Below are 15,043 nucleotides of genomic sequence, written 5' to 3'. Positions count from 1 at the left end.
TATAATATATATTTCAATCCGCGCTATTGATAGCGACGCTTTATTATATCATATTCAAAAAAAGTTCATAAATTTCATATAATATATTATTAAACTCTATTGATTTTGTAGGAAGAAAAAGGTATTATAAAATTGTTGGAAAAATCAAAAAAAAAGGAGGTGAAATGAAATGAGAAATTCTATTGAATTTGAAGTGTTTGGTGATTATGCCCTATTTACAGATCCTTTGATGAAGATGGGCGGGGAAAAGCTGTCATATCAGGTGCCTACATATCAGGCGCTTAAGGGAATTGTTGAATCAATCTACTGGAAGCCCACGCTGTTAATGGTAGTAGATGAAGTTCGTATTATGAATCCAATCAAAATGGAATCAAAAGGCATCCGGCCGATTGAATATGGAGGCGGGAATACGCTTGCCAATTACACATATCTGAAAGATGTCCGTTATCAGGTCAAAGCTCATTTTATCTTTAATCCCCACCGGCCAGATATGGCTTTTGATCGTGACGAACACAAACATCACAATATATTGAAGCGCTCCCTCAACGCTGGGGGCCGCAGAGATATTTTTTTAGGCACAAGGGAATGCCAGGGTTATGTGGAGCCATGTGTATTTGGTGAAGGCGATGGGTTCTATGATAATTATGGCAATATTCATTTAGGGACCATGGTTCATGGAATTAATTATCCTGATGAAACGGGTAGAAACGAAATGGAAGTGCGTCTATGGAATCCGGTGATGCAGAATGGGGTTATTCAATTTCTAAGACCGGATGAGTGCAAGCAAGTTCGCAAGATTACAGATATGGAACCGAAATACTTCGATCCTTCAAACGTGGAATCCGCAGATGAACTATTAAGACAATTTGAAGAGGGGGGTGATTAAATGAGCTGGTTATTGAATTTGTATGAGACGTATCAATCCAATTTGGACCGGGTTGGTGAGATTGGAAAGAAATATAATGGCCAAGAATATACACTGCTGCCAATCTCCCACACCACTCAAAATGCCCATGTAGAAGTATCAGTAACTGAAGAAGGTGAATTTCATTCCGCGGTAGTTATTGATAAGAACGATGCAAGCACGTTAATTCCATGTACAGAAGATTCAGCTAACCGAGCTGGATCAAAAATAGCACCTTATCCCCTTCACGATAAACTAAGCTATGTGGCAGGAGATTTTGTGGCTTATGGCGGTAGCATTAAAAAAGAAGAGCCTTTCTCATATTACATAAAACAACTAGAAGCATGGGCTAAATCGCCATATAGCACTGCAAAAGTAAAAAGTATTTATAAGTATTTAAGCAAAAAACGATTAATAAAGGATCTAGTAGAGTCAGGAATTTTGCATGTAGATGCCAATGGTCGATTAATTGACACCTGGGACAAAAAGGCTGAAGCGTTCTTGGGTGAAAAGCCTCCAATATTTTCGGCTGTTACAGGTGGTCAAGAAAGTGCCTTTATAAGGTTTAATGTGTATTCTCCGAATGAAATTTTAACAAAGGTCTGGAAGGATCCTGGTATGTATGAATCCTTCATCCGCTTTTACAAAGGTTTTTTAAGTGGTGATGATTATTGCTATGTAACAGGAGAATTGAAGCCAGCCACTGACAAGCATACAAACAAAATAAGAAATGCAGCGGACAAAGCGAAATTGATCTCGGCAAACGACACGAGCGGCTTTACATTCAGAGGGAGATTTAACAAGGCGAATGAAGTAGCCAGCATAAGCTATGAGGTTTCCCAAAAAGCCCATAATGCGCTGAAGTGGCTTATTAACCGTCAGGGGAAAACCATTGATCAGCGAGTGTTCCTGGTCTGGGGGAATGATGTACTTGATATTCCTGATCCAGCAGAAGATAGTTTATCAATCTTTGGAATGAGTTTAACCCCATTAGAAAAGAAAGAAATAAAGTCTTACACACATGGAGAATTTGCAAATGAAGTATTAAAGGCGATTGATGGCTATAGAAATAATTTATCATCAAATGCCAACGTAAATATTCTCATTCTTGATTCGGCCACGACAGGCAGATTGGCCGTCCTGTACTATCGCAATCTGGATAAAGAAATGTATCTCAACAGGCTGCAAAACTGGCATACGACTTGTGCCTGGGTCCATCGCTACCGTAAAAATGAGGCAAATGAGTTTGTGCAATTTTACGGGGCTCCGGCAACGAAGGATATCGCTTTTGCTGCATATGGGCCAAGGGCGAATGAGAAGATCGTCAAAGGTCTCATGGAGAGGATGCTCCCATGTATCATCGACGAGAAAAAAATCCCTCCCGACATCGTCAAAAGTGCGATTCACAGGGCTTCCAACCCTGTATCAATGGAAAAGTGGGAGTGGGAAAAAACACTCAGCATTACATGTGCATTAATCAATAAACAGGAGGGATACAATGTGGCATTAGATGCAGAAAATAATGACCGTGATTATTTATTCGGACGTTTACTGGCAATTGCTGATGTTTTGGAAAGACGTGCCCTGGGTGCTGATGAATCACGGGCCAGTAACGCGATTAGGTATATGAATTCTTTTTCACAGCATCCTGCAAGAGCTTGGAAAACGATTCAGGAGAGCCTGCAGCCGTATCAAGCACGACTAGGAACAAAAGGATTATATTTATCGAAATTAATAGATGAAGTGGCTTCAAAAATTGATTTTACGGATTTTAATAACAAACCATTATCAGGAAAATATTTATTAGGTTTTTATAGCCAACGGCATGAACTATATCAGAAAAAAGAAAACAATGATGCACACCAGGCAGCATCTAACTAAAAGGAGGAGAAAATAAGATGACAATATTAGATCATAAAATTGATTTTGCTGTTGTATTATCCGTAACGAAGGCCAACCCCAATGGGGATCCACTAAATGGAAATCGTCCGAGACAAAACTATGATGGCCATGGGGAAATTTCAGACGTTGCAATTAAACGAAAAATTAGAAATCGTCTTCAGGACATGGAGGAATCTATTTTTGTTCAGTCCAACGATAGAAACGCAGATCATTTTAAAAGTTTGAGAGAGCGTGCAGAGGCTAATCCAGAACTAGAAAAAATATTGAAATCAAAAAATAGTTCTAGTGATGAATTTGCAACAATTGCATGCAAAGAATGGATAGATGTTCGCAGCTTTGGCCAAGTTTTTGCATTCAAAGGCACTGGTACAGGAGCAGGTGTATCAGTTGGCGTGAGAGGTCCGGTATCTATTCATACTGCAACAAGTGTTGATCCTATTGATATTACAAGTATGCAAATTACGAAAAGTGTTAACTCTGAACCAGGGAAGGAGAAAGGTTCAGATACAATGGGGATGAAGCATCGTGTCGATTTTGGCGTTTATGTTTTCTATGGAAGCATTAACACCCAACTTGCAGAAAAGACTGGCTTCACACTTGAGGATGCAGAAAAAATTAAAAATGCGCTTGTCACTTTATTTGAAAATGATATATCAGCAGCTCGTCCTGATGGAAGTATGGAAGTTCATAAAGTTTTCTGGTGGGAGCACAATTCAAAGCTAGGACAATACTCTTCTGCAAAGGTACATCGTTTACTGGAAATTAACCGTGAAGTTGAAGAACCAAAAACAATCGACGATTATACCATCACGGTCAATGAATTAGACGGTTTGCGGTTTGAAATCATTAATGGACTATAATGATGAAGATAGCTATCTCATGTTATCCGGTATTCAGCATTTTCAATTTTGTAAACGCCAATGGGCTCTCATTCACATTGAACAGCAGTGGGAAGAAAACGTTAAAACGGTGGAAGGTCAGCATCTCCATCGAAAAGCTGATAAGCCATTTGTTAGAGAGAAACGTGGAAATAAACTCATTGTGCGGGCAATGCCTGTTAAGTCAAATGAGCTTAAGATTACAGGTATTTGTGATGTAGTAGAGTTCATTAGAGATGATACTGGTGTTGAAATAGTTGATGCTGAGGGGAAATACGTTGCATACCCAGTCGAATATAAACGAGGAAAACCAAAAATCGACGATTCGGATATTTTACAATTAACAGCACAAGCTATGTGTTTAGAGGAAATGTTACTTTGTGAAATAAACATAGGTTACATGTTTTATAATGAAACAAAGCACCGAGTCGAAGTACCCCTAACAACAGAGTATAAAAATAAAGTTAGGGCCATTGTCGAAGAAATGCACAATTATTATGATCGAAAGCATACACCTAAAGTGAAAACAGGATCTTTTTGCAAAAATTGCTCCCTTCAAAATATCTGTTTACCAAAATTAATGAATAAACGCTCAGTAAAAAGTTATATTGAAGGGAAGTTAAATGAATGAAAAAACTTCTTAACACGTTATTTATTACTCAACCAGACGTATATTTATCGTTAGATGGCGATAATATTGTCCTGCTTAAGGAACAGGAGAAGTTGGGCAGGCTGCCACTTCATAATTTAGAATCAATCGTCACCTTTGGCTATACTGGGGCAAGCCCTGCACTTATGGGGTATTGTGCAGATAGAAGTATTTCATTAGTATTTTTAACGATGAACGGACGATTTCTTGCGCGAGTTATTGGTAAAAGTAAGGGAAACGTCATTCTAAGGAAAAAACAATATAGTGTGTCAGAAGATGAAGGCCTGTCAGCGAAAATTGCCCGTAACTTTATTGTTGGAAAAATTTATAATAATAAATGGATCATCGAAAGAATGACAAGGGATTACCCGATGCGAATAGATGTCGCGCAATTTAAAGAAGTTTCGAAATATTTATCTTCCATTATTCTTGAGGTAAGGGTATGCGAAGATTTAGAAAGACTAAGAGGATTTGAGGGACAAGCTGCTATTAATTACAATAAGTTGTTTAATCAAATGATATTGCAGCAAAATGAGGATTTTTATTTTCATTCCCGTTCTCGAAGACCGCCATTGGATAATGTGAATGCTATGCTATCATTCGCTTATACTTTATTAGCAAATGATACGGCATCTGCTTTAGAGGGTGTTGGACTGGATGCATATGTCGGTTTTTTACATCGGGATCGGCCAGGGAGAGTATCCTTGGCATTAGACGTCATGGAAGAGCTGCGAGGTGTATATGCCGATAGATTTGTCCTTTCATTAATCAACAAAAAAGTTCTGAATAAAGAGGATTTTCTAAAAAAAGAAAATGGAGCAGTTATTATGATAGATGACGCTCGAAAGAAATTTTTAGCAGCGTGGCAAAATAAAAAGCAAGAAAAGATAACACATCCATATCTTGGCGAAAAAATACCCTGGGGATTAGTACCGCATGCACAAGCTTTGTTATTGGCCCGTTACTTACGTAATGACTTAGATGAGTACCCACCATTTTTATGGAAGTAGGTGTCGCATTTGTTAGTATTAATTACGTATGATGTTAGTACGGTTAGTAGTGCAGGACAAAAAAGGCTGCGGAAGGTCTCAAAAATATGTCAAAATTATGGTCAACGAGTCCAAAATTCAGTATTTGAATGTATAATTGATGCCACTCAATTTGCCACTTTAAAAATAGAACTTGCTTCTATTATTGATGAAGATAAGGATAGTCTCAGATTCTATCAGTTAGGAAATAATTACAAGACCAAGGTAGAACACATTGGTGTGAAAGAATCAGTCGATTTGGAGAATCCTTTAATTTTTTAGTGCGAATATATAGTGCACATTAATTTCCAGTAACATTCGCACCTAAATTTTTATCTGTTATTACCGAAATTTGTTTTTTTTATTATTAAGTTCTTTATTTAATAAAGAAAATAGTGTGTTTTTGATCAGAAATTGGGTATTACTAGGTTTTTTTGATCGAAAATCGCTGTCGCATCCTACATGGATGCGTGGATTGAAATATTTTCGATTCACTCCCTTTGTGTTCTCTTTCCGTCGCATCCTACATGGATGCGTGGATTGAAATTTTTTTCTCATGTGCTTCGCGGTGACAGGAGATAGTCGCATCCTACATGGATGCGTGGATTGAAATTCTCATACCGCACCTCACCTTTGGTCTTTGCCTTGTCGCATCCTACATGGATGCGTGGATTGAAATCTGGTACCGTCTACCCGATCCTGTTGTTCGTGATGTCGCATCCTACATGGATGCGTGGATTGAAATATCATCAGCATAACTTTCAGGGTGAACAGGTAACGTCGCATCCTACATGGATGCGTGGATTGAAATCTCCAATTTATATTGAGATAAAACGAGTATATCGTCGCATCCTACATGGATGCGTGGATTGAAATTCCAATTCTTTTTTGATATGTGTCAGCATTCGCCGTCGCATCCTACATGGATGCGTGGATTGAAATAAACTGAAGTTTTACACAATCAACTTTGGTTAGACGTCGCATCCTACATGGATGCGTGGATTGAAATTGGACTCACGCGGTCTCGTGTCCTCGGTCTCCTCGTCGCATCCTACATGGATGCGTGGATTGAAATTGGCTCGCGGTCGGGTGCATCATCTTATCAGGAGGTCGCATCCTACATGGATGCGTGGATTGAAATTCTTGAATGTTGCGTATGTGAAGGGATTTTTGCACGTCGCATCCTACATGGATGCGTGGATTGAAATTACTTTAAGCAACTTACTTTTCACCAGCTGATCATGTCGCATCCTACATGGATGCGTGGATTGAAATCGGGTTCTATACACCACTGTATTACTTAGGGAAAGTCGCATCCTACATGGATGCGTGGATTGAAATATTTTTGAGTCTGGCACATCTGATGCAAAAGCATTGTCGCATCCTACATGGATGCGTGGATTGAAATATAACAACATAATTTGTGTCCTTTTTTACTCTGGTCGCATCCTACATGGATGCGTGGATTGAAATGATCCAAAAGCTTATAAGATTGCCGAGGATTACCTGTCGCATCCTACATGGATGCGTGGATTGAAATCTTTTTGAAGGCGCCCTTTATGATCACGGAAATGTCGCATCCTACATGGATGCGTGGATTGAAATTACTTCCTCTGCTGCATATTTGAACACGGGCTTGGTCGCATCCTACATGGATGCGTGGATTGAAATAAGAACAGTATTTAGAACAGTTGTTGCGGTCTGGGTCGCATCCTACATGGATGCGTGGATTGAAATAGAAACAAACAAGCAAACAGCCGCAGATTATCAGTCGCATCCTACATGGATGCGTGGATTGAAATATAAATCTCATGAAAGCATGTTCTTCTGTAACCGTCGCATCCTACATGGATGCGTGGATTGAAATATCCCTTCGGTAGCAACTATCAATCAAGCGATACTGTCGCATCCTACATGGATGCGTGGATTGAAATATTTCCTTTATAAAATAGTTTCCAGCAATCTCTGTCGCATCCTACATGGATGCGTGGATTGAAATGCTGTAGTAGCAGAAGTAGATACTTGATATACCCGTCGCATCCTACATGGATGCGTGGATTGAAATACCGAATATCCCTCCTGATAAGATGATGCACCCGGTCGCATCCTACATGGATGCGTGGATTGAAATCCACTGCTCCTGGATCCGTGCCGCCATGTCCTGGTCGCATCCTACATGGATGCGTGGATTGAAATTCATCGACCCATCTTTCCGTAACTGGTGACTGAGTCGCATCCTACATGGATGCGTGGATTGAAATATAACAGATTATTTGAGATTGAGACTATTTTGCAGTCGCATCCTACATGGATGCGTGGATTGAAATCGCTGTAGCAAGCGTTACAGTTGCAGCTATCCGGTCGCATCCTACATGGATGCGTGGATTGAAATCCGAATCACCCATTTTTATAAGCGAAACTAATTCGTCGCATCCTACATGGATGCGTGGATTGAAATACCTGCTGGACCTTGTGGCCCTGTTGGACCAGTGGTCGCATCCTACATGGATGCGTGGATTGAAATATGTATGGCTTTTACAGTCCCATCTAATGTGACGGTCGCATCCTACATGGATGCGTGGATTGAAATACCTCCTTATGGGCAATAAAAAAGACAACCTATTGTCGCATCCTACATGGATGCGTGGATTGAAATTCCTATTTGGCATGGACCAGCAATGAAAACGAGTGTCGCATCCTACATGGATGCGTGGATTGAAATGTGAATATCTCATCCATTATTCTGAACAAAATAAGGTCGCATCCTACATGGATGCGTGGATTGAAATCATCCCAATCCGGACGATCATAATACCATAGTTGTCGCATCCTACATGGATGCGTGGATTGAAATAGAACCGTTGAAAAGACGTGTTTTTTCGTCTCCGTCGCATCCTACATGGATGCGTGGATTGAAATTTCCATACCGGTGAATTCATCAACTTCCTCGTACGTCGCATCCTACATGGATGCGTGGATTGAAATTGTGATAGCTGGTTGTGCTGCTGTTGGTAGATCGTCGCATCCTACATGGATGCGTGGATTGAAATATGCAGTATACTCACAAGTTCGGCAAAGAAGAAAGTCGCATCCTACATGGATGCGTGGATTGAAATAAATAATCCGATTGAAGAAGCTGGAACCATGCGATGTCGCATCCTACATGGATGCGTGGATTGAAATCGTTGTGGATTTGTATAATAATCCGAATATCTGCGTCGCATCCTACATGGATGCGTGGATTGAAATGAATAATTTCCATCTATTTTTGTTATTTTCGCTTGTCGCATCCTACATGGATGCGTGGATTGAAATGATCCAAAAATTTATGAAGCTGCTGAAAATTATTGTCGCATCCTACATGGATGCGTGGATTGAAATTACCCTAGCGGTTAGGCCGAGGGTAATGATATAGGTCGCATCCTACATGGATGCGTGGATTGAAATACATCATCGACATTTGCGCGGACAGAACCATCGACGTCGCATCCTACATGGATGCGTGGATTGAAATGTTTTTATGCCGGCACATAATGCCTCAAGCTTCTGTCGCATCCTACATGGATGCGTGGATTGAAATTCAGAAAAACTAGCGCATGCAATCTATTGGGGAAGTCGCATCCTACATGGATGCGTGGATTGAAATGGAGCTAACCTTTTCCGGATCCAACGAAGCTATCGTCGCATCCTACATGGATGCGTGGATTGAAATGCTCGTAACTCTGCTGTTTTTGAACTTCTACCGTTGTCGCATCCTACATGGATGCGTGGATTGAAATTTTATTGGATACGACAATTAAGCTAACCTCCTTTGTCGCATCCTACATGGATGCGTGGATTGAAATATTTTGTGACCCATTATTTTTTCCCCCAACTCAGTCGCATCCTACATGGATGCGTGGATTGAAATTTAAAAAATATTTTTTAACGGACTGAAAACATTGGTCGCATCCTACATGGATGCGTGGATTGAAATAAACAGTACACACACACGGTTTTGACTACCAAACAGTCGCATCCTACATGGATGCGTGGATTGAAATCATACGGCATGGGCAACAAATGCTACGGGTACAGCGTCGCATCCTACATGGATGCGTGGATTGAAATAACAATACTCCCGACTGTTACGGCAAACCTGATCGTCGCATCCTACATGGATGCGTGGATTGAAATACGTGATTTGTCACCACGAAGTTTATAAAGCCTTGTCGCATCCTACATGGATGCGTGGATTGAAATATTGCTTGAGAATAATAAAGGAGCTTCTGTAATTGTCGCATCCTACATGGATGCGTGGATTGAAATAATTCGTTTTGCTTGAAAATGATAACTGGTTTGAGTCGCATCCTACATGGATGCGTGGATTGAAATAAAGTCTGTTTGTGATTGTTCTAGTTTAATATCAGGTCGCATCCTACATGGATGCGTGGATTGAAATATTCATGCCTTATCTTTATTTTGGTCCGGACGCGGTCGCATCCTACATGGATGCGTGGATTGAAATCATTGGTCGGCCATCATAAGTTACAAACAAAATTGTCGCATCCTACATGGATGCGTGGATTGAAATCGTTTGCAGTAATCGTTTGGCTTGTTGTTAATAGTCGCATCCTACATGGATGCGTGGATTGAAATGACACATTAAAGGTGAGAGACAAATTGAGGAACTGTCGCATCCTACATGGATGCGTGGATTGAAATACAATTTCAACTTTGGTCAAAAAGGGAACCGCTGGTCGCATCCTACATGGATGCGTGGATTGAAATACTTCAATCATCACAGCTTATCAATTAGCATGCAGGTCGCATCCTACATGGATGCGTGGATTGAAATCTCGTCTGCATCCAGGTTATCGACTCCATACCGTCGTCGCATCCTACATGGATGCGTGGATTGAAATATTAGATCGGTTTTTAAGTTACCCACTTCTACCGTCGCATCCTACATGGATGCGTGGATTGAAATTCTGTAGTCAACCCGGATCACCTCCTTCGATGGCAGTCGCATCCTACATGGATGCGTGGATTGAAATACATCATCCACGAAATGCGCGTTAAATTACTCGTGTCGCATCCTACATGGATGCGTGGATTGAAATGTCTGTAAGTTCAGGTGATTTAGCATTTTGCTTGTCGCATCCTACATGGATGCGTGGATTGAAATATCTGTCATACTCTGGGTATAAACAGAAATAGCTTGTCGCATCCTACATGGATGCGTGGATTGAAATTTTCCGTACCGAAAAAACGATCGTGGGCAGAGATGTCGCATCCTACATGGATGCGTGGATTGAAATAAAACCTTGTTTATTACGATTCTTGTATCATTATCGTCGCATCCTACATGGATGCGTGGATTGAAATCTACTACTCTTATTATACCACTTGCAAGGATAAGAGTCGCATCCTACATGGATGCGTGGATTGAAATATACTGTCATAAATAACCGTATGAATTTTTCTCGTCGCATCCTACATGGATGCGTGGATTGAAATTGAAAACAACTTGAAATAAAACACATGTTCGTATAGTCGCATCCTACATGGATGCGTGGATTGAAATAGAAATGCTGTTTAATCTCGGCTGAATGATGGCGGTCGCATCCTACATGGATGCGTGGATTGAAATGAGTGTTATAGATACTATTGCGCCAGGATCGCCGTCGCATCCTACATGGATGCGTGGATTGAAATAGGATCCGTTGTGCATTTCTTGTCTGACCTAGACGTCGCATCCTACATGGATGCGTGGATTGAAATCTCCACTCTCCCAAGATTTGCAACGGTCTATTCTGGTCGCATCCTACATGGATGCGTGGATTGAAATTTTGCCATTCGCCTCGAACTTGTTGTTGCATTCTGTCGCATCCTACATGGATGCGTGGATTGAAATAGTTCTGATCAACTTACCATTATCACTGATGATGGTCGCATCCTACATGGATGCGTGGATTGAAATTTCCCTCATGATGAAGTGTCAGGATATAACATAGCGTCGCATCCTACATGGATGCGTGGATTGAAATCGGATCCGCGATCAAATAGACGATAATAAATGGGTCGCATCCTACATGGATGCGTGGATTGAAATATTCTGTGTAATGCGTATTGGTGGATTTCTTCGCGTCGCATCCTACATGGATGCGTGGATTGAAATATTAATTAGAACCTCCATCAATTACTGTAAAATCTGTCGCATCCTACATGGATGCGTGGATTGAAATAATCATCTCAAATGCCAAATCATTATTACCTGTGTCGCATCCTACATGGATGCGTGGATTGAAATGGAAAATGGCGCTCTTAAATGTCTAGTTGATTGGGTCGCATCCTACATGGATGCGTGGATTGAAATTCGTTGCACTCAGTTTCCCAATAGCTTCCGTTATTGTCGCATCCTACATGGATGCGTGGATTGAAATAATACCGCCTATCGTACCAATATCACAATGCTCGTCGCATCCTACATGGATGCGTGGATTGAAATAGGATGCGCCTCCATCATCGTGTTTGACCATTTTAGTCGCATCCTACATGGATGCGTGGATTGAAATACCTCAATATGGTGTAAATGCCATTTTTGCGGGTCGCATCCTACATGGATGCGTGGATTGAAATAAAAAAGCACGCAATTCAGCGCGAAAAAAGCTCGGTCGCATCCTACATGGATGCGTGGATTGAAATATTGTTGTCCTTTGTGGATGATGTGGAGTATGAGTCGCATCCTACATGGATGCGTGGATTGAAATTAGAGCCTGATCTAATACATGAGATTAGTTTGGGTCGCATCCTACATGGATGCGTGGATTGAAATCCATCTGTTATGTTTTATCTTTAACCCTTTAATGTCGCATCCTACATGGATGCGTGGATTGAAATTTAAGTGATGAAGAAAAAGCTGTGATGGTTGAAGTCGCATCCTACATGGATGCGTGGATTGAAATATCAGCAAACGGACAACGCAAAGCTTACTTTAATGACGCATCCTACATGGATGCGTGGATTGAAATCAGTACGATGTTTTGATAGGTTTCGAGATTGTAGTCGCATCCTACATGGATGCGTGGATTGAAATCAAGATGGCGGCCGATATCCTGTAGAGCCCTCATGTCGCATCCTACATGGATGCGTGGATTGAAATAGCTCCATGCCTCAGATCATTTGCACAGCCCATGGTCGCATCCTACATGGATGCGTGGATTGAAATGACAATACCAAGCTGCCATCCAGTATTCGCTAAGGTCGCATCCTACATGGATGCGTGGATTGAAATAACTTGATACAATTCATCGATTACCAGGTTAACCTGTCGCATCCTACATGGATGCGTGGATTGAAATCTGAAAATATGTATCAGTTGTCAGAAGATAAAGTCGCATCCTACATGGATGCGTGGATTGAAATGGATAGTCATAGGCTTCAAGTAGAGCTGTTTGGTGTCGCATCCTACATGGATGCGTGGATTGAAATTGTGCTTTGTAATCCCAATTGTTTGTGTCAAACGGTCGCATCCTACATGGATGCGTGGATTGAAATGAGTTGTCTGCAGCGTGATAGTCACCGACCATGACGTCGCATCCTACATGGATACGTGGATTGAAATGGAAGTCCACGCAGCTGCGGTCCATCCTGACCGGTCGCATCCTACATGGATGCGTGGATTGAAATCTTGTTCGTACATTGCGTATGTAGTCCGAGCAACAGTCGCATCCTACATGGATGCGTGGATTGAAATAGTTCTTTTATCCCGGATCGTAGAGAATCTTCCGTCGCATCCTACATGGATGCGTGGATTGAAATAAAACGCGGGATTAGGCTATGTGCTCATTCAGATGTCGCATCCTACATGGATGCGTGGATTGAAATACGTCCTGTAATACAATTGAGGCCAGAATCAAAAGTGTCGCATCCTACATGGATGCGTGGATTGAAATAATTTCGTCGTCACCGTCGGAGTTGGTTTGCTCAAGTCGCATCCTACATGGATGCGTGGATTGAAATGCCTGTGATTAAAAGCCTTCGGGCGGTATCTAAAGTCGCATCCTACATGGATGCGTGGATTAAAATTGAACTTTTGAATCTTTGGATAGTTTAACATGAGGAATGCTCATGTGATATGGATAAGTGAACTTATTTTGATAGGACAATAATCCACGAAAAGGCCCCGCCCAACAAGTCAGGTGAGGCCTTTACAGTTATTTCTATCCAATCATCCACTTCTCTAAATCACAAACAACTTTGCCATTTGAAAAAAAGCTGATACTTTCGTCCTCAACATCGGGAAAATATCTCGCTGTAAAAACTTCTTCCCCATCATTGACAAAAATTTCGATAGACGAAGTATCGAGAAAGATCTGCAGCTTGCAAAGCGTATCTAAATGACAGGCGCGTTGTTCTATCGTCCCGTCTTTGAAGTTTTTTCTTTCCAAAATCAGCTGTTTCGAACCTGTATGGTAAACAAGGGTTGAGTTATTTCGCAATTTGATTTTAAAAGTTTCTGCTTCAAACTTTTTAAAGTTCAGGATCAGTTCAACTGACCTTCCGCCAATTTCGTCAAAAGCAACATCACCATGTATTTCAGCATCTAAATGGGTGACCGGCTGATTCCGAAGCAGCTGCAATTCTTCAACTGGTTGTTGGATGAGCTTATCGTTTTTCAACTTCAGTTCCCGCGGCAATGTCAAAGCATGAATCCACTGGTGGTCGACGGTCGGCTGAAAAGGTTCATTTTCATCGGTCATCCCCATCCAGCCGTACATAATCCTTCTTCCTTTTGCATCAAGCATTGTCTGCGGCGCATAAAAATCAAAGCCGCGATCGAGCTCGGTAAAAGTACCGTGCTGGAAAGCTGGTGCAGCATAGTCCAGGCTGCCAATAAAATAGCCGGACTGAAAAAGATTGTTGAATAAGTTTCCTTCCGGCTCAAGTCCTTGCGGAGAGACAAGGAGGACATCTTTCCCGTCTAACTCAAACAAATCAGGACATTCCCACATATAGCCGAATTCACTTAATCCATTCATGCCAGACCCGGCAATAATGCCAAGATGCTTCCATTCATTAAGGTCGTTGGAAGAGAATAACACAGCCGCACCTTGTTCTGAAAGGGTCTGGGCACCGAGAATCATGTACCACATATCATCTTTTTTCCAAACCTTTGGATCGCGGAAGTGTGCTGTGTACCCTTGCGGAAGCTCGATTACCAGCCCTTTTTTATCAAAATGGATACCATCGCGTGAAACGGCCATACATTGGTAAGTTTGCCGCTGATCGTGTTCGTCTTTCACATTTCCTGTGTAAAATAAGATAAGTTTGTTACCATGCTTAATCGCACTTCCGGAATAGCAACCGTTTTTCTCATACCACTCACTGGGGGCAAGAGCAATTGGTTCTTCTCGCCAATGCACTAAATCCTCTGAAGTGTAGTGGCCCCAAAACTTGGCGCCGTGCCCGACATCAAATGGATTCCATTGATAAAAAACGTGATAAACGCCCTTATATTGGATAAGCCCATTTGGATCATTCAAAAGGCCGACAGGCGGCATAAGATGATACGTTAACCGATGGGGGTCACTATTAACTGTATTCTTAAATGTCTCTATCTCTTTATACACTTTTTCCATTAGTTGTTTTTCGTGATAAGTCATATTGAAGCTCCTTACGAATAAAAGACAGGCATGAT

The 15,043-nt window shown here is 41.3% G+C and carries 7 protein-coding genes and 1 CRISPR repeat array; of the genes, 6 read left to right on the top strand and 1 reads right to left on the bottom strand.

Going from position 1 to position 15,043, the window contains the following annotated elements; genetic code table 11:
* Positions 1-169: 169 nt before the first annotated feature.
* Genes cas5c through cas2 form a run of 6 tightly spaced genes read left to right on the top strand, consistent with a single transcriptional unit; the run spans position 170 to position 5,643 of the window.
* Complete coding sequence (gene cas5c / locus CVD23_RS10880) at positions 170-886, top strand: type I-C CRISPR-associated protein Cas5c (protein WP_101666024.1); 717 nt, start codon at positions 170-172, stop codon at positions 884-886.
* A complete protein-coding gene (cas8c, locus tag CVD23_RS10875) occupies positions 887-2,785 on the top strand; it encodes a type I-C CRISPR-associated protein Cas8c/Csd1 (RefSeq protein WP_101666023.1) in 1,899 nt (632 codons plus the stop codon).
* Between the two features lie 17 nt (positions 2,786-2,802).
* On the top strand, positions 2,803-3,666 hold the full coding sequence (gene cas7c, locus CVD23_RS10870; RefSeq protein WP_101666022.1) for a type I-C CRISPR-associated protein Cas7/Csd2: 864 nt from the start codon (positions 2,803-2,805) through the stop codon (positions 3,664-3,666).
* Positions 3,656-4,315 (top strand): CRISPR-associated protein Cas4, encoded by a 660-nt coding sequence (gene cas4 / locus CVD23_RS10865; RefSeq protein ID WP_101666038.1) that lies wholly within the window; start codon positions 3,656-3,658, stop codon positions 4,313-4,315. Before cas7c ends, cas4 begins: the two co-directional genes overlap by 11 nt.
* A complete protein-coding gene (gene cas1c, locus CVD23_RS10860; RefSeq protein ID WP_101666021.1) occupies positions 4,312-5,343 on the top strand; it encodes a type I-C CRISPR-associated endonuclease Cas1c in 1,032 nt (343 codons plus the stop codon). Before cas4 ends, cas1c begins: the two co-directional genes overlap by 4 nt.
* Positions 5,344-5,352: 9 nt before the next feature.
* Complete coding sequence (gene cas2 / locus CVD23_RS10855; RefSeq protein WP_101666020.1) at positions 5,353-5,643, top strand: CRISPR-associated endonuclease Cas2; 291 nt, start codon at positions 5,353-5,355, stop codon at positions 5,641-5,643.
* Positions 5,644-5,811: 168 nt separating this feature from the next.
* A CRISPR array of direct repeats spans positions 5,812-13,431; the repeat unit is 32 nt; unit sequence GTCGCATCCTACATGGATGCGTGGATTGAAAT.
* A 134-nt stretch (positions 13,432-13,565) separates the two neighbouring features.
* Here the strand turns inward: cas2 and CVD23_RS10850 are convergent.
* The gene (locus CVD23_RS10850; RefSeq protein WP_101666019.1) at positions 13,566-15,008 is read right to left on the bottom strand and encodes a glycoside hydrolase family 32 protein; all 1,443 of its coding nucleotides are present in this window, start codon (positions 15,006-15,008) and stop codon (positions 13,566-13,568) included.
* Between the last annotated feature and the right edge of the window lie 35 nt (positions 15,009-15,043).

The sequence above is a fragment of the Bacillus sp. V33-4 genome (assembly GCF_002860225.1).
Classification (GTDB): Bacteria; Bacillota; Bacilli; order Bacillales; family Cytobacillaceae; genus Bacillus_BJ; species Bacillus_BJ canaveralius.
This window is presented reverse-complemented; position numbering and strand designations above follow the sequence as displayed.

Coding starts and splice junctions, on each gene's coding strand:
- cas5c (WP_101666024.1), top strand. CDS start 170: ATGAGAAATTCTATTGAATTTGAAGTGTTTGGTGATTATGCCCTATTT.
- cas8c (WP_101666023.1), top strand. CDS start 887: ATGAGCTGGTTATTGAATTTGTATGAGACGTATCAATCCAATTTGGAC.
- cas7c (WP_101666022.1), top strand. CDS start 2,803: ATGACAATATTAGATCATAAAATTGATTTTGCTGTTGTATTATCCGTA.
- cas4 (WP_101666038.1), top strand. CDS start 3,656: ATGGACTATAATGATGAAGATAGCTATCTCATGTTATCCGGTATTCAG.
- cas1c (WP_101666021.1), top strand. CDS start 4,312: ATGAAAAAACTTCTTAACACGTTATTTATTACTCAACCAGACGTATAT.
- CVD23_RS10850 (WP_101666019.1), bottom strand. CDS start 15,008: ATGACTTATCACGAAAAACAACTAATGGAAAAAGTGTATAAAGAGATA.